This is a genomic window from Micromonospora sp. ABR4_055, assembly GCF_056160425.1.
Map to the genome: position 1 here is coordinate 1 of NZ_JBSWXD010000157.1, position 15,612 is coordinate 15,612.

General features: G+C 71.3%; 14 protein-coding genes. 7 read left to right on the forward strand and 7 right to left on the reverse strand.

Going from position 1 to position 15,612, the window contains the following annotated elements; genetic code table 11:
• Nucleotides 1-24 precede the first annotated feature (24 nt).
• From ACXAHD_RS26635 to ACXAHD_RS26655, 5 genes are all read right to left on the reverse strand, one after another.
• Nucleotides 25-177: a hypothetical protein gene (locus ACXAHD_RS26635; protein ID WP_475054001.1), complete on the reverse strand. Its 153-nt coding sequence runs from the start codon at nt 175-177 to the stop codon at nt 25-27.
• Nucleotides 131-2,074, reverse strand: coding sequence for a 1,4-alpha-glucan branching protein GlgB (gene glgB / locus ACXAHD_RS26640; RefSeq protein ID WP_289212798.1), 1,944 nt, complete (start codon nt 2,072-2,074; stop codon nt 131-133). Before glgB ends, ACXAHD_RS26635 begins: the two co-directional genes overlap by 47 nt.
• Nucleotides 2,071-3,480 carry a glycosyltransferase family 4 protein gene (locus tag ACXAHD_RS26645; RefSeq protein ID WP_289212799.1) on the reverse strand — a complete coding sequence of 470 codons (1,410 nt, stop codon included), beginning with the start codon at nt 3,478-3,480 and terminating at the stop codon, nt 2,071-2,073. Before ACXAHD_RS26645 ends, glgB begins: the two co-directional genes overlap by 4 nt.
• Nucleotides 3,481-3,792: 312 nt before the next feature.
• Entirely contained in the window at nt 3,793-4,704 is a 912-nt protein-coding gene (locus ACXAHD_RS26650) for a DMT family transporter (protein WP_289212800.1), read from the reverse strand.
• A gap of 179 nt (nt 4,705-4,883) precedes the next feature.
• Complete coding sequence (locus tag ACXAHD_RS26655) at nt 4,884-5,432, reverse strand: hypothetical protein (RefSeq protein WP_281554768.1); 549 nt, start codon at nt 5,430-5,432, stop codon at nt 4,884-4,886.
• A 153-nt stretch (nt 5,433-5,585) separates the two neighbouring features.
• Between ACXAHD_RS26655 and ACXAHD_RS26660 the strand changes: the two genes are divergently transcribed.
• The 3 genes from ACXAHD_RS26660 (at nt 5,586) to ACXAHD_RS26670 (ending at nt 8,290) form a co-directional block, all read left to right on the forward strand.
• A complete protein-coding gene (locus ACXAHD_RS26660; protein ID WP_281554769.1) occupies nt 5,586-6,692 on the forward strand; it encodes a baeRF2 domain-containing protein in 1,107 nt (368 codons plus the stop codon).
• Between the two features lie 188 nt (nt 6,693-6,880).
• Entirely contained in the window at nt 6,881-8,029 is a 1,149-nt protein-coding gene (locus tag ACXAHD_RS26665) for a SigB/SigF/SigG family RNA polymerase sigma factor (RefSeq protein ID WP_281554770.1), read from the forward strand.
• A gap of 36 nt (nt 8,030-8,065) precedes the next feature.
• The gene (locus ACXAHD_RS26670) at nt 8,066-8,290 is read left to right on the forward strand and encodes a hypothetical protein (RefSeq protein ID WP_281554771.1); all 225 of its coding nucleotides are present in this window, start codon (nt 8,066-8,068) and stop codon (nt 8,288-8,290) included.
• Nucleotides 8,291-8,318: 28 nt separating this feature from the next.
• Here the strand turns inward: ACXAHD_RS26670 and ACXAHD_RS26675 are convergent, their stop codons facing one another.
• Nucleotides 8,319-9,335 (reverse strand): glucosyl-3-phosphoglycerate synthase, encoded by a 1,017-nt coding sequence (locus ACXAHD_RS26675; protein ID WP_281554772.1) that lies wholly within the window; start codon nt 9,333-9,335, stop codon nt 8,319-8,321.
• 151 nt (nt 9,336-9,486) lie between these two features.
• Between ACXAHD_RS26675 and secA2 the strand changes: the two genes are divergently transcribed.
• From secA2 to ACXAHD_RS26690, 3 genes are all read left to right on the forward strand, one after another.
• Complete coding sequence (gene secA2, locus ACXAHD_RS26680; protein WP_281554773.1) at nt 9,487-11,784, forward strand: accessory Sec system translocase SecA2; 2,298 nt, start codon at nt 9,487-9,489, stop codon at nt 11,782-11,784.
• Nucleotides 11,750-12,547, forward strand: coding sequence for a GAF and ANTAR domain-containing protein (locus ACXAHD_RS26685; protein ID WP_475054008.1), 798 nt, complete (start codon nt 11,750-11,752; stop codon nt 12,545-12,547). Before secA2 ends, ACXAHD_RS26685 begins: the two co-directional genes overlap by 35 nt.
• Nucleotides 12,548-12,630: 83 nt before the next feature.
• Nucleotides 12,631-13,113 (forward strand): DUF2231 domain-containing protein, encoded by a 483-nt coding sequence (locus tag ACXAHD_RS26690; RefSeq protein ID WP_281554774.1) that lies wholly within the window; start codon nt 12,631-12,633, stop codon nt 13,111-13,113.
• Between the two features lie 60 nt (nt 13,114-13,173).
• Here the strand turns inward: ACXAHD_RS26690 and ACXAHD_RS26695 are convergent, their stop codons facing one another.
• Nucleotides 13,174-13,863 carry a DUF305 domain-containing protein gene (locus ACXAHD_RS26695; protein ID WP_281554775.1) on the reverse strand — a complete coding sequence of 230 codons (690 nt, stop codon included), beginning with the start codon at nt 13,861-13,863 and terminating at the stop codon, nt 13,174-13,176.
• A 133-nt stretch (nt 13,864-13,996) separates the two neighbouring features.
• On the opposite strand from ACXAHD_RS26695, the gene ACXAHD_RS26700 reads away from it, so the two are divergent.
• Entirely contained in the window at nt 13,997-15,502 is a 1,506-nt protein-coding gene (locus tag ACXAHD_RS26700) for an LVIVD repeat-containing protein (RefSeq protein ID WP_289212801.1), read from the forward strand.
• Nucleotides 15,503-15,612 lie beyond the last annotated feature (110 nt).

The window sequence follows — 15,612 nt, forward strand, 5'->3', positions numbered from 1 at the left end:
CCCCCCTGCCCCCCCAGCCGGTGTTCAGGCACCAAAGGCTCTCCCCCCCCCCCTCCCCCCCCCCCCCCCCCTCCTCCCCCCCCCCCCCCCCCCCCCCCCCCCCCCCCCCCCCCCCAACGGCGTCGGACTGTCAGCCGGCGCGCGTCTCGGCCGTCTCGGTCGCTGGTCGGCCGCCACCGCCGTCGGTCCGCGCCACCGGGTCCGGGCGCAGCCAGACCGTGGCGAACGGCCCGACCTGCAGCCCAGCGGACACCGGCTGACCGTGCAGTGGCGCACCGTCAGCCACGACGGCCCCGAGGTTGCCGACGTTCGATCCGCCATACCACTCGGCATCGGTGTTGATCGTCTCCTGCCAGCGGCCGGGCTGCGGCAGTCCGATCCGGTATCCGTGCCGGGGCACCCCGGAGAAATTGACCACGCAGGCCAGGACGCTACCGTCGCGGGCGCGCCGGAGGAACGAGACGACGTTGGCCTGCCGGTCGGTGTGGTCGATCCACCCGAATCCGCCCGGTGTCACGTCCAGCTCCCACAACGCCGGGCACTGCCGGTAGACCGCGTTCAGGTCCCGGAGCAGATTGAGAACCCCGCCGGCCGCCGGGTCTGCGGCCAGTGACCAGTCGAGCCCGCGCTGCTCGCTCCACTCCTGCTCGTCGGCCAGTTCACTGCCCATGAACAGCAGTTGCTTGCCGGGGAACGCCCACATGTAGGCAAGCAGCCCGCGTAGCCCGGCCAGCCGCTGCCACCGGTCGCCGGGCAGCTTCGCGGTCAGTGAGCCCTTGCCATGCACCACCTCGTCGTGACTGATCGGCAGCAGGAACTGCTCGGTGTGTGCGTACGCCGCCGGCCAGGTCATCTCGTCGTGGTGGTGGCTGCGGTGCACCGGATCGCGGGCGAGGTAGCTCAGCGTGTCGTGCATCCAGCCCATGTTCCACTTGAGCCCGAAGCCGAGCCCGCCCCAGTCGGTGGGTCTGGTGACCCCCGGCCAGGCGGTGGACTCCTCCGCGATCATCACGACGCCCGGATTGAGCCGGTACGCGGTCGCGTTGAGCTCCTTGAGCAACTCGATCGCCTCGGTGTGGGCGTTGCCGCCGGAGTCGTTGGGCAGCCACTGGCCCGGCCCCCGCGAATAGTCCAGGTACAGCATCGAGGCGACCGCGTCGACCCGCAGCCCGTCAACGTGGAACTCCTCCAGCCAGTACAGGGCGTTGGCGACGAGGAAGTTGCGTACCTCCCGCCGGCCATAGTCGAAGATCAGGCTGCCCCAGTCAGGGTGCTCGCCACGGCGCGGATCCGGATGTTCGTACAGCGCGGTGCCGTCGAACCGGGCCAGGGCCCAGGCATCGCGGGGGAAGTGCGCCGGCACCCAGTCCAGCAGGACTCCGATACCCGCGCCGTGCAGCCGGTCGACCAGATGCCGGAAGTCATCCGGGGTGCCGAACCGGGAGGTCGGCGCGTAGTAGCCGGTCACCTGGTACCCCCAGGAGCCGCCGAACGGATGCTCCATCACCGGCATCAACTCGACGTGGGTGAAGCCCAGGTCCGACACGTAGGAGACCAGTTGGTCGGCCAGTTCCCGGTAGCTGAGCCCGGGGCGCCACGAGCCGAGGTGCACCTCGTAGACGGACATCGGCCGGGCGTGGTGGTCACCCCGCCGGTTGCGCAACCAGTCCGCGTCCTGCCAGACGTACCCGGACTGGTACACCACCGAGGCCGTCCGGGGCGGCACCTCGGTGGCCTGCGCCATCGGGTCGGCCCGGTCCGCCCAGGAGCCGTCGCACCCCTGGACGCGGTACTTGTAGCGCTGTCCGGCGACGACGCCCGGCACGAAACCGGCCCACACGCCACCGGATTCGAGCCGGTCCAACTCCTGGCCGTCGTACGGGCCCCAGCCGGGACCGTCGCCGATCACCCGGACCCGGCGGGCGTTCGGCGCCCACACCGCGAACCGGCATCCGCCGGGCTGCGGGTGGGCGCCGAGCATCCGCCACAGTTGTTCGTGGCGTCCTTCGGCGAACAGGTGCAGGTCGATGTCGCCGATCGTCTCGGTCAGGGCAGCCTCCCGGGTAGCGGTCATCTGCTCCCCGCGCCGGCGAGGAGGTTTCCGTCCGGGATGACGATAGTGGCCTGTCCCTGCGCCATTCGGGCGGCTGCCCGTTCGGTGGCGAACGCCGAGGACTGGACGATCGCGGCGGAGTAGGTCACCGCGGTGCGGTGCGCGATCGCAGCCCAGCCGTACTGGTCGTGGACCATCCGGCGGGCCCGCCGGGCAACCTGCCGGGCCAGCGTCGTGTCGGCCAGCAGGGCGCCGACGGCGTCGGCCAGTCCGTCCGGGTCCTTCGGCTGGAAGGTCATTCCGGTGACCCCGGGTTCGACGATCTCGGCGAGCCCGCCGGTGGCCGACACAGCCAGCGGCGCGCCGGCTGCAGCGCCCTCCAACGCCACCATGCCGAATGGCTCGTAGACGCTGGGCACCGCGAAGCAGTCCGACGCCGCCATCAGGGCCGGCAGGTCGGTGCCGCCGAGGAAGCCGGGCAGCGTGACGGCGTCGCATAGCCCGAGCCGGTCGATGTCGGCCTCCAGTTCGGAGCGGTACGGTCCGTCGCCAGCGATCACCAGCCGCAGGTTGGGGTGCTGACGGCGCAGCCGGGGCAGCGCGGCGATCAGGTGCTGGACGCCCTTCTCGTAGACCAGCCGGCCGACGAACGACACCAGCGGCCCGTCGCCGGCGAACCGTGCCCGGGCGGCGGTGACCGCGTCCGTCGGCACCTGCCAGCGGCGGGCGTCCACTCCGTTGGCGACCACGTCGACCCGGTCCGGGCGCACCCCGAACAGGCTCAGCACCTCGTCGCGCATGTACGCCGAGCAGGTGATCACCCGGCACGACTCGTGGCCGAGCCAGTGTTCGATGGAGTGGATGGACTTGTTCATCTCGTCGGGGAGCCAGCCCTGGTGGCGGCCGGCCTCGGTGGCGTGGATGGTGGCGACGAGGGGGATGTCGAGGTGTTCCTTGAGGGTGACGGCGGTGTGGGTGACGAGCCAGTCGTGGGCGTGGATGACGTCGTATTCGGCGGTCTGGGTGGCGCGGAGTGCGGCGCGGGTGAGGGTGTGGTTGAAGGCCATGGTCCAGGCGAGGAGGCTGGGGGTGGCCAGGGGGAACAGGGGTGGGTCCTCGGTGGCGCGGATGATGCGGACGCCGTCGGCGTATTCCTCGAGGGGGGCGCCGGTGGCGTGGCGGGTGACGACGGTGACCTCGTGGCCGGCGTTGGCCAGGGCGACGGAGAGGGCGTGCACGTGCCGGCCCAGTCCGCCCACCAGCACCGGCGGGTACTCCCAGGACAGCATCAGGATCCGTCGGCGTCCGTCGGCGGCGTCACCGCCGGCCGGCAGCGGGGGGTGCGGTCGGGACGTCGGGACCGGACGGCACAGGCCGTCCTGAGTGACCAGTGCGTTGGCGAACTGGTCGCCGACCCGCAGGGGCATCGCGATCTTCTCCATTCATTCGAACAGGTGCGGGTGCGCCGGCGCCGGTGACGGCAGGACAGGCGGTGAGAGGGTGTTGCGGCGGTGATCTGGTGCTGCGCGACGAGGTCGAGCGGTGGCCGATGGCCGTGGCGCGGTTGAGAAGAGGTGGCCGACGGCCGGTGGCGGGTGGGCTGCCACGCTGCGGTGCGTGGTGCCGCCATACTCAAGGAAACGACATCCCGACCGGATTCGCATCCTGTAGGTACCGGAGGTGACCGAAGACACTCGACCTCGGGTCGCCGGTGCCCCTGATGCCCGGCCGGCCGGCGGTCAGCGGCGGCAGAGCGCCAGCGGACGCGGCCGGTCGGAGACCGGGTCCATCGGGTCGGCGATGTCGGTCGCTGCGGTCGGCGGTGCCAGCAGCAGGATCCCGACACCGGCGGTGCCGCAGGCGCTCACCAGCAGCACCATAGCGAGCGGCCCGTCAGCGAAGCGTTCCCCGAACAGCGCCACCCCGATCACCGCTGACGCGACCGGGTTGGCCAGGGTGACCGTGGCCAGCGGCGCGCCAAGGCCGCCGCCGCGGTAGGCGAGCTGTGACAGCAGCACCCCGGCGATGGCCATCGCGGCGATGGCCGGCACGGTCGGGCCGATCAGGGCGGCCACTGAGTGCTCGGCGTACTCGCGGGTCACCGCGTGGGTCAGCGCGGATGCGACGGCGAACGCGACGCCGGCGCCGGTGGCGTAGAGCAGGCTGCGGGGCACCGGGCGCCGCAGCGCCGCAGTGCCGGCGATCATCGCGGTGAGCACGACGGCGCTGGCCACGATCAGGACGGTGCCGTCCGCTGCGGTCATCCCGTCGCCGCTGCCCGGCACTGTCAGGGTGAGTAGCAGGAGCAGACCGAGCACGGTCGCCGCAGCCCCCACCCACTGCCGGGCGGCGACCCGCCGGGCGGTGAACGCGGCGCCGATCGGCAGGGCCAGCACGAGGGTCAGGACACCGAGCGGCTGTACCACCGACAGCGGGCCGTACGCGAGCGCCGCAACGTGCAGCAGCGCGCCGGCAGCGTTCAGCGCCACCGACAGCCACCAGCGCCGGGCCCGGAGTAGCGCCCGGACGATCGCCCGCCAGGGGGTCTGGGCCCCGAGCCGGACGGCGAGCCGTTCCTGGACCACGGCGCCGAGGGCGTACGCGCCGGCGGAGGCGACAGCGAAGGCCACGGAGATCAGTAAGTCGGTCACGACCGGGCCCGTCGGCACCCTTGGCGCGTCATCGTCCCATGATCCCTCACCCGACGCCCGTCACCCTCACCCCGTCGGGGGGCAGTTGTCTCCGTCTCACGAAGTACCCCGGTGCCGGGGTTCCTCCGTCAGGCGGAGGACGGAACCGGAGTGGATCTCCGGGTGGTGGCCACAAACGGTCAGGCCAGTATGACGACCAGCCCGGCGAGTGCGACCAGGAAGAGGAGCCCGAGGACCGCCTGGAACAGCAGCGCCGGACCGAGGTGCGACCAGACGGTCGGGGTCCGTGGGGTGAGGAACTGGCCGGTGGTGAGGTTGACGATGCGTTCCACCCTGGGTGGCAGCTCGGGGTCCTTCTGTCGGCGTACCGTCACCTGCACGTGGTCGGCCGGGTCAAGGGCGCTCTGCGGCACATGTCCGTGGATCTCCATCTCGCACAGCACCCCGGTGGTGTCCCGGATGTGCAGGGGGGTCACCAGGAACTCCGGCCCGTTGCGCAGTTCCTTCCACTTGCGGCGAGCGGCGGTGGAGCCGCTTCCGGCCAGGCGGACCGAGGCGAGCGCCGCCCCGAGTGCTCGGATCACCCCGGCCGCCGCGAGTACTCCGATCAGGACGGGCTGACCGATTTTGATCGGCCGGGAGTAGCCGCCGACCAGACGGACCACGTGTCCGGTGATGATCGGCCCGGGCCGGTGGACGGCTCGCTCAGGGAACAGTTCGGGATCCATCCATCACCACCCAATGTTTGTGTTTGTTCACGCATTGTATCGAGATAGTCGAGTGAATGCCGTGAATGAATGGGTTCATGGGGGAGGTGGTGGTTGATTTGAGGTGATTAGTCGAGCTGTCCGGGTATGCCGGTGGAGAGAGGGGGGTACGTCATGGATCTGTCCTTCCTGCGGCCGCTCTACGCCCGGCCCGGACCGTGGGCGTCGGTATACCTGGACGCCTCACACGACACCGAGGACGCGGTGGACGCGCTCGAACTGCGCTGGCGGGCGCTGCGTGATCAGTTGGACCAGCAGGGCGCCGATCCGGCGTCGGTCGCGGCGCTCGGCGCGGCGGTGACCCGGCATGTGCCCCGCACCGGTGAGTACGGTCTCGCGCTCAGCGCCGCCAGCGGCGAGGTGGTGCTGCACAACTATCTGCCGGCACCGCCCCAGCGTGACCTCGCCACGGTCGGCCCGCTGCCGCACGCGATGCCGCTGGTCGCTCAGCGGGGCGAGGAGATCAGTTGGCTGCGGGTACTGGTTAGTCGCACCGGGGCCGAAATCGACGCGGTCAGCGCCGGCGGGCTGCCCCGGCAGGCCGGCGTCGACGGCCCGGCCGCCCACCCGATCCGCAAGGTGAAACCAGGGGCCTGGTCCCAGGCCCGGTTCCAGCGGGCGGCCGAGGTGTCGTGGCGGCGCAACGCCGGTGCCAGCGCCGCGGCGACGGCAGCGCTGGCCGACCAGATCGGGGCCGAGGCGCTGGTGGTCGCCGGCGACCCGGACGCACGCCAACTTCTGGTCGGCCAACTACCGAGACGCTGGCAGTCGCGTACGGTGCAGACCGATGCCGGGTCGCGCGCGGTGGGTGCCGATCCCGAGCCGTTGACCGAGGCCACCATCCAGGCCATCGCCGCGGTGGCCGCCGAGCACACCGACCGGGCACTGGACCGCTACGGCGCGCAACAGGGCCGGGGCGATGGTCTGCCCGCCGTGGTCGACGCGCTGCAGCGGGCTCAGGTCGACACGCTGCTGCTGGTCGATGACCCCTCCTCGACCCAGCGGGTCTGGATCGGTCCGGAGCCGACCCAGATCGCCCTGGATCCGGCCGACCTGGCCGTCATGGCGGTGGACGAGCCCTGCGAGGTCCGCGCCGACGCGGCGCTGCTGCGCGCACTGGCGGCCACCGACGCCGATCTGGTGCTGGTCGGGCCCGGTGACGCTGATCTGGATGGCGGGGTCGGCGCCGTGCTGCGGTATTCCGATCCGGTCACCAGTTGAACGCACGGCCGGTGCGTCGGACGCCGTCCTCGGCGTGGAATTTTCATGGCATTCGGATCGGGTGGCGTCGTCACTGCCAGTAGGGTCCGGCTTAGTGAGGGCGTCGAGGCAGGGGCCCCCCCGCCCCCGCGACCCGATCAATGTGCCGGAATGCGGAGCTCAGGGCCGGATCACCGGGGAGGGGCGAAATGTCCGGACAAAGGCGTACGGTAACTCGTTCGGAACACGCGCTGGAGGACCTCGACGGAGCAGCTCTGTCCTACGCGGCCCGGTTCGCCGACCAGGCTGAGAGCCGGCGCCGGGACCTGCGGGAGGAGCTCGTCCAACTGGCCCTGCCGTTCGCCGGTCGGCTGGCCCGACGCTACCGCGGCCGCGGCGAGCCGCTGGAGGATCTTGAGCAGGTCGCCCGGCTCGGGCTGGTCAAGGCGGTGGACCGCTACGACCCGGACCGCGGCTCGTTCACCGCCTACGCGGCGGTGACCATCACCGGAGAGATCAAACGCCACTTCCGGGACCGGACCTGGGGTGTGCACGTGCCCCGCCGGCTGCAGGACCTCACCATCGAGGTGAGCCAGGCGACCGCGGTGCTGACCAGCGAGCTGTCCCGGTCGCCGACCGTCGCCGAACTCGCCGAGCGGCTGGACACCTCCGAAGAGGACATCCTCGCGGCCCTGGAATCCGCCGCCGGCTACACGCCCGCGTCGCTGAACGGGCCGGTCGGCGACGACGGACCCGCCGAGCTGGGCGACATGTTCGGCGCCCTCGACGCCGACCTGGAGTCCGTCGACGACCGGCTCACGGTCAGCGGGCTGCTCTACCGGCTGCCGGCTCGGGAACGCCGGATCCTCGCCATGCGCTTCTACGGCAACTACACCCAGTCGGACATCGCCGCCGAGTTCGGCATCTCCCAGATGCATGTCTCCCGGCTGCTGTCCCGGACCTTGACCTGGCTGCGCCAGGCGATGCTGACCGACGCCCCGCCCCGGTGGGAGTCCGGGATCGCCCAGCCGGAGCCGACCGACGCCGCGCTCACCATCTCCGTGCACCGCGTTGACGGCCGAACCGAGATCGGCCTGACCGGCGAACTCGACCGGGAGGCAGCCGAACGGGTCCGCGCCGGACTGGTCGACGCGGTGCGGGCCGCCGGCAGCGACGCCGAGGTCCTGGTCGACCTGGACGGCGTCGGCTTTGTCGACGCCGCCGGCATCGCCGCGTTGCTGGCCAGCCACGAGGCCGCCCGCCGCGCGGCGGTACGGCTACGGTTCGTCCGGCCGCAGCCCTACGTGCGACGCAGCCTGACCGTGGCCGGCCTGGCACCGCTGTTCGCCGTGGCCTGAGCCGCGTCCCGCTGGTCACCTCGATCGGGGGAACCCGTGCCGGCCGGTGCCGGCGGCGTCACCGGCGCCGATAGCGTGCCGACCGTGAAGCAACGTGGAAACCGCCTGGTCGCAGCGATCGTCGCAGGCGCGGGAACGTTCGCCTTCGGCCTCTCCGGAGCCGGGGACGACACATCGAACTCCGGTGCCATCGCACTGGTCGGGTTGGTGGTCGGTCTGATCGTGTTCCACGCCACCAAGCCGAGCGCGGGAAGCAAATAGCCGGTCGGCGGTCCGGCCGGGCTCGGCGTCAGCCGGCAGCCGCGGTTGCCAGCGCCCGCCGGTGCTGGCCCAGCGGGGGCCGTTCCTGGACCGACACGTCGCTGACGACGACCTCGCGTTCCAGATTGCTCAGTGCCTCGGCCTCGCCGCGGCGGAACTGGGTGAGTAGACCGCCGGGCGGACGTTCCGAGATCACCCAGCCCTTGCGGTAGAGCCGCGACCAGGCGGTCAACAGGATCTGGGCGGACATCCGTCCCAACGCCTCGGTGCTCTGGTGCCGGTGCCGCCGCTCGCCGAGGTCGACCTGGGCCAGGGAGTCCAGCCCACAGACGTCGAGCAGGTCGATCAGCATCGCGGTCTCCACCCCGTAGCCGGAGACGAACGGGATCTGCTCCAGCACGTCGCGTCGGCCGGCGTATTCGCCGGCCAACGGCTGGACGAATCCCGACAGGTCCGGCCAGAAGAGATTGAACAGCGGTCGGGCCATGATCTCCGTGACCCGGCCACCGGCATCCGCCTCGACGTCGCTCGACCGGACCAGCGGCCGGTGGTAGAAACCCTTGACGAAGCTGACCGACTCGTCGGTGAGCAGCGGGCCGAGCAGCCCGGTCACGAAGGCAGGCTGAAACTCCCGCAGGTCGGCGTCGACGAAGGCGATCAGATCCCCGTCGGCGGCGGCCAGCCCGGCCCAGAGCGCGTCGCCCTTGCCCTCCAGCCGCGGCAGGCCCCGGGTCATCTCGTCCTGGCCGACGACTCGGGCGCCGGCGGCCGCGGCCACGGCCGCCGTACTGTCGTCGGACCGGGAGTCGACCACCAACACGTCGTCGACCAGCGGCACCCGGTCCACCAGGTTCCCGACGATCGACTCGACGATGGCGCCGACGGTGGCCTCCTCGTTGCGGGCCGGCAGTACGACGCTCACCCGTCGGCCGGACCTGGCCTTGGCCATGGCCAGTTCCCAGGGCGTCCACCGGCCCGCCGACCCGGTGCGACGGGCGGTCCAGTCCGCAACCGTGGGAGCGACGGCCGTTCGCGCGTACCCCATGATCCACCCCCGTGACGACACTCGATCAGCTGCTGGCTACCCCACCCGGCGGGCGGTATGCGTCGTCCGATCGGGGTTCGGCCGCCACGGCTGAGCGTCCTGGGGCGGGTGGGGCACCGCGAGCCGGACGCGTCGCGTAGCGTTGACGGTCATGGGTGTGTCGCAGCGTCTGAAGAGTCGGTTCCGGCGTTTCCTCCAGCGGCCGGGCAGCACGGTCGACCTCGCTCCGTTGGCGAAACTGCTCCCCGACATCGCCGGCCGGGAGGACGACCTGCGGGCGCTCGACGACGCCGAGTTGACCGCCGAGGCCGGCCGGGCCAGCGAGTTCGTCGACCTCTGCGCAGTCGGCCGGGAGGCTGCCCGGCGGGCCATCGGCGAGCGGCCGTTCGACGAGCAACTGCTCGGCGCGATGTCCCTGCTGGCCGGCAAGGTCGCGGAGATGGCCACCGGTGAGGGCAAGACCCTGACCGCCACGATCGCCGCCTACGGGCACGTGCGGCGGGGCAACGGCCCGGTGCACGTGCTGACGGTCAACGACTACCTCGCCCGCCGCGACGCCGAGTGGATGGCGCCGGTCTACCAGTTGCTCGGGCTGACCGTCGGCTGGGTCACCGAGGCCAGCAGCCCCGAGCAGCGGCGCACCGCGTACCAGCGGGACGTCACCTACGTCTCGGTGAGCGAGGCCGGCTTCGACTTCCTGCGTGACCAGCTGGTCACCGACATCGCCGACCGGGTCCAGCCGCCGCTGTCCACGGCGATCGTCGACGAGGCCGACTCGATCCTCATCGACGAGGCCCGGGTGCCGATGGTGCTGGCCGGGGCGGTCGTCGGTGAACAGGACCCGGTGCACACCGCCGCCGCGCTGGTACGCGGGCTGCGCGCCGGCCGGGACTACGAGGTCGCCGACGACGGCCGCAGCGTCGCGTTCACCTCCGCCGGGCTGGCCGCGGTCGAGGCCAAGCTGGACGGCGTCGACCTGTACGCCGACGACAACGTCGGGCAGCTGTCCGCGATCCACGTCGCCCTGCACGCCCACGCGTTGCTGCACCGCGACGTCGACTACATCGTCCGCGACGGCGCCGTGGAGCTGGTGGACGAGATGCGCGGTCGGGTGGCGCAGCGCCGCCGGTGGCCGGACGGGCTGCAGGCGGCGGTCGAGGCCAAGGAGGGTCTCAACGCCACGGCCGAGGGTGAGGTGCTCGGCACCATCACCGTGCAGGCGTTCGTCGCGGCGTACCGCACCCTGTGCGGGATGACCGCGACGGCGGTCCTCGTCGGCGACCAGCTCCGCGAGTTCTTCAAGCTGGAGGTGGCGGTGATCCCGCCACACACCCCGTGCGTACGGACCGACGAGTCGGACCGGATCTACGCCACCCGCGCGGAGAAGGACGAGGCGCTGGTCGCCGAGATCAGCTCGGCCCACGCCACCGGGCGTCCGGTGCTGATCGGCACCCTCGACGTCAAGGAGTCGGAGAGCCTGGCTGCGTCGCTGGGGGAGGCCGGTGTGCCCTGCGTGGTACTCAACGCCAAGAACGACGACGAGGAAGCCGCGATCATCGCCGAGGCCGGCGCGCTGGGTGCGGTGACGGTGTCCACCCAGATGGCCGGGCGCGGCGTGGACATCCGCCTCGGCGGCAGCGACCAGTCCGACCGGGACCAGGTCGCGGAGCTGGGCGGGCTGTACGTGATCGGCAGCGGTCGGCACGACAGCCGGCGGGTGGACAACCAGTTGCGCGGCCGGGCCGGTCGCCAGGGCGACCCGGGTGGTTCGGTGTTCTTCGTCAGCCTGGAGGACGACCTGGTCGTCCGGCACGCCCCGGACGCGATCCCACCCTCGCCCCGGATGACGCCCGACGGCATCGTCCAGGACGAGCAGGTGGATTTCGCCATCGAACACGCCCAGCGGATCGCCGAGGGTGTCGACTACGAGATCCACCGGAACACCTGGCGCTACAGCGTGGTGATCGAACAGCAGCGCAAGGCGCTCGCTGAGCGGCGGGAGCGGCTGCTGACCACCGAAGTCGCCGCGCTGATGCTGATGGACCGGTTCCCGCAGCGGTGCGCCGAGATGGACGAGGACCTGCTGTCGCGGGCGGCCCGTTCGATCGCCCTCTACCACCTGGACCGGCTCTGGACCGAACACCTCGCCGAACTGTCCGAGGTGCGCGAGGGTGTGCATCTGCGGGCGCTCGGCCGGCTCGATCCACTCGACGAGTTCCACCGGGCTGCCGTGCCCGCGTTCAACCAGCTGATCCCGGAGATCGAGGCCCGCACCGTCGCGACGTTCGAGCAGACCGAGTTCGACGAGGACTGGCAGCCTGACGAGGCCCAGCTGGTACGGCCCAGTGCGACCTGGACCTACCTGGTGCACGACAACCCGTTCGGCTCCGAACTGGACCGGCTGATCTCCTCCGTTGGCCGCCGGCTCAGTGGCAGCGGCCGCCGCTGAGCGCGGCCAGGGCGCGATCACGTTGACCCAGGCCGACTCGGCGGACAGCAGGCTGGCCGTACTGGAGACCGCCGCCCTGCTGCGGGAGCTGACCGCCGGCATGATCCGGTGCACCGATTTCGACCAGGCGGTGGAGCATCTCGCCCGCACCACCCGATCCGCGCTGCCCGGGGTGACGTATGCGAGCGTCTGCTTTCTCCGGGCCGGCCGGCCCGCTTCGGTGGCGGCGTCCGATCCACTGGTCAAGGATCTGGATGAGCTTCAGTACGCCTCCGACGGACCGGCGATGACCGCGATCCGGGACCGCGAGATCGTGCTGGCCGATCCGGGTGCCGACTCGCCGCGCTGGCCGCAGTGGAGCCGGGCGGCGGTCGACCGGGGGATCCGTTCCGTGCTCTGCGCGCCGGTGGACGTCGACGACGAGGCGATCGGTGCGATCAACCTGTACGCGGAGCGGGTCGGGGCGCTCGGTGTCGGCGAGCAGTTGACCGCCCTGCTCCTCGCCGAGCACGCCGGACTGCTCCTCGCAGCGGTGCGGGACCGGCGTCGCGGCGGGGCGGCGGGCGGGGCCGACGCCGACCGTCCGGAGTACGGCGACGTGATCGGCCCGGCGATCGGCATCGTGATGACCCAGCGGCGGTGCCCGGCCGCGGAGGCGCTCGCGGTGCTGCGCGAGGCGGCCGAGGCGACCGCGATGCCGTTGCCGGAGGTCGCCGAGCGGCTGGTGGCGTCGGTGCTGCGGGCCGACAGCCAGCAGCGGTGAATGGCGGGTGGGTTCGCGGCGGGAGATACTCGGGTAGCACCGGCGGTGTGACCGGTGCGACCAGTGGGAAGGGCGTGAGGGCGATGCAGGCGCAATTCCGCGTGCCCGGCCAGCCGATCCAGCCGATGCTGGTGACCCTGCCGTTCGGACTGTTCGTCTGTGCGGCCCTGTTCGACATCTCGGTGGTGGCCGGGGCACCCGACCTGTTCGGTGAGGTCGGCTACTGGACGTTGGTCGCCGGGCTGGCCGCCATGGCGCTGACCGTGGCGGTGGGTCTGGTCGATCTCTGGGACGAGCCGTCCGGTCCGGTCCGCTCCTCGCTGGTCCGGTTCAACCTGATCAGTACGGCGATGGGTGGGCTGTTCCTGCTCGCCGGCTTGATCCGTACCTCCGGTCCGACGTCGTTGGCCGGCGTCCCGTTGTTGATCGTGGAGCTGGTCGGCCTCGGCGTGGGGGTGGCGGGCCTGCGTCACGGCACGGCTCTGCTGCGCCACGTCGGGGAGGTGGCGGCCGCCGATGAGGGCATTCGCCGGTCGGACGGGTTGGACGCGCTGGCCCGCCGCTAGCTCGCCGCACAGCGGCCGGTCCCGCGTGACCCGGTCCCGCGCGATGCGGTGGGTGCCGGTTCAGCTGTCCAGCAGGTCCCGCATCCGGTTGATCTCGACGGCCTGTTCGGCCGCGATCGAGGTGGCGAGTTCCTCGACGGTCACGTCGCTGCCGCCGGTGAGCACCCGGTCGGACATTTCGACGGCACCTTGGTGGTGGTCGGTCATCATCGCCACGAAGAGCCGGTCGAACTCGGCTCCCCGGGCGGCCGCCAGTTCCCGGACGGCCTGCTCGGTCTGCATCCCGGGCATCGTGTCGTGGTCGTGTTCACCGGCGGGTAGCCGCCGGTCCTGCAGCCATTGCCGGAGTACGGCGATCTCGGCGGCCTGCCCAGCCCGGATGCGGTCGGCGAACGCCCGTACCCCTGGGTCGGCACTGCGGTCGGCGGCGAGCGCTGCCATCTGCACGGCCTGGGTGTGGTGCGGGATCATCATCTGGACGTACCAGGTGTCCAGCGCGTTGTACTGCGGTGGATCGATGGTCACGTCCGCACCGGGGCGCAGCTCGGCCGGCTCGCCGGGCCGGCCGGGAAGGATCACCGGCGGTGCGTCCGTGCCGGTGGACGTTCCCGCCGACCCGGTCGCTGCGTCGTTGGTGGTGGCCGAGGTCGTTGCGGTGGTCCGTAGCACGACCACCGCGACGACGACCACGGCCGGGATCAGGGCGAGTGCCAGTAGCCGCCGGTGCCGGCCGAGTGACAGTCGGGACATCGGACCTCCCGAGGTGGACGGTCGCGATGCTATCCGGCTAACTCCATGTATCGATGTGATTACTGTCACATCGATGTCGGGAACTCGGCGGTATCGTCGCAGCATCATCAATCCCTTTCGAAGGGTGCCGCACATGATCAGACGTTCCCCACGAGGGCCGCGGCAGCTCCGGACGGTGGCAGTGGCGGCGATCGCCGTCCTGTTCGGCAGCACCGCGTTGGCGACACCGAGTCATGCAGGGACCCCGTTCGACGTCGAGTGCGCCGACGCCACCGACGCGCTGGCGGTCGAGTTGTGCCTGGCCCAGGCGTCGGCGGCGGGCACCGACGACCCCGGACTCGGCGTCGACGAGATCGACAGCAGTCGGAACCTGCGCCAGATCGCCAGCCTGCCCAAGCCCGCGCCGTTCGACACCGAGTCCTCGTTGAACTCGGACCTCGCCTTCCAGGGCAGGTACGCCTTCGTCGGCAACTACAACGGTTTCGTGATCTACGACATCGCCAACCCGCGGCGGCCGCGGCTGGTGTCGCAGGTGGTCTGCCCGGGTGGGCAGAACGACGTGTCGGTCCACGGTGACCTGTTGTTCCTGTCCACAGACTCGTCGCGCAGTGACGACTCCTGCGCCAGCACCTCCCAGTCCGCGTCGGTGAAGGAGTCCTGGGAGGGCATCAAGATCTTCGATATCCGGGACAAGAAGAACCCCCGGTACGTCAAGTCCGTCGAGACGAACTGCGGCTCACACACCCACACCCTGGTGCCGGCGAAGAGCCGTGCGTTCGTGTACCTCTACGTGTCGTCGTACAGTCCGTCGACGAATTTCCCGGACTGCCAGCCACCGCACGACCTGATCTCGATCGTCAAGGTGCCGTTGAAGAAGCCGACCGACGCGGCCGTGGTGGCCACCCCGGCGATCTTCCCGGACGGCGGCAACCCGGGTGGCAACGGCAGTTCCACCACCACCGGCTGCCACGACATCACCGCGTACCCGCAGAAGGACCTCGCGGCGGGCGCCTGCATGGGCGACGGCGTGCTGCTGGACATCTCCGACCGGGAGGCGCCCCGGGTCATCCACCAGGTCCGGGACACCACCAACTTCGCCTTCTGGCACTCGGCGACGTTCAACAACTCGGGCACCAAGGTGGTCTTCACCGACGAACTCGGCGGCGGCGGGGCGGCGACCTGCAACCCGACCATCGGTCCGGACCGGGGAGCCAACGCCATCTACGACATCACCGGTACGGGTGACGCGCGGACGCTGGTCTTCCGCAGCTACTTCAAGATCCCCCGGACCAACGGGTCGACCGAGAACTGTGTGGCCCACAACGGTTCGCTGATCCCGGTCCTGGGCCGCGACATCATGGTCCAGGCCTGGTACCAGGGCGGCATCTCGGTCTGGGACTTCACCAACTCGGCCAGGCCGCAGGAGATCGCCTACTGGGAGCGGGGACCGGTCTCGGACACCCGGATGGTCACCGGCGGACCATGGTCGACGTACTACTACAACGGCTACATCTACTCCAGTGACATCCAGAAGGGCCTGGATGTGCTGGACCTCAAGGACTGGCGGACGGCGAGCGCCAAGCTGGTCCGGTTCCCGGAGCTGAACGTGCAGACCCAGCCCTGGTACCTCAGCTGGTGACACCGCCCTTTTGAGACCGAGCGGGGGGGGGGGGGGGGGGGGGGGGGGGGGGGGGGGGGGGGGGGGGGGGGGGGGGGGGGGGGGGGGGGGGGGGGGGGGGGGGGGGGGGG

Coding starts and splice junctions, on each gene's coding strand:
- glgB (WP_289212798.1), bottom strand. CDS start 2,074: ATGACCGCTACCCGGGAGGCTGCCCTGACCGAGACGATCGGCGACATC.
- ACXAHD_RS26645 (WP_289212799.1), bottom strand. CDS start 3,480: ATGCCCCTGCGGGTCGGCGACCAGTTCGCCAACGCACTGGTCACTCAG.
- ACXAHD_RS26655 (WP_281554768.1), bottom strand. CDS start 5,432: ATGGATCCCGAACTGTTCCCTGAGCGAGCCGTCCACCGGCCCGGGCCG.
- ACXAHD_RS26660 (WP_281554769.1), top strand. CDS start 5,586: ATGGATCTGTCCTTCCTGCGGCCGCTCTACGCCCGGCCCGGACCGTGG.
- ACXAHD_RS26665 (WP_281554770.1), top strand. CDS start 6,881: ATGTCCGGACAAAGGCGTACGGTAACTCGTTCGGAACACGCGCTGGAG.
- ACXAHD_RS26675 (WP_281554772.1), bottom strand. CDS start 9,335: ATGGGGTACGCGCGAACGGCCGTCGCTCCCACGGTTGCGGACTGGACC.
- secA2 (WP_281554773.1), top strand. CDS start 9,487: ATGGGTGTGTCGCAGCGTCTGAAGAGTCGGTTCCGGCGTTTCCTCCAG.
- ACXAHD_RS26690 (WP_281554774.1), top strand. CDS start 12,631: ATGCAGGCGCAATTCCGCGTGCCCGGCCAGCCGATCCAGCCGATGCTG.
- ACXAHD_RS26695 (WP_281554775.1), bottom strand. CDS start 13,863: ATGTCCCGACTGTCACTCGGCCGGCACCGGCGGCTACTGGCACTCGCC.
- ACXAHD_RS26700 (WP_289212801.1), top strand. CDS start 13,997: ATGATCAGACGTTCCCCACGAGGGCCGCGGCAGCTCCGGACGGTGGCA.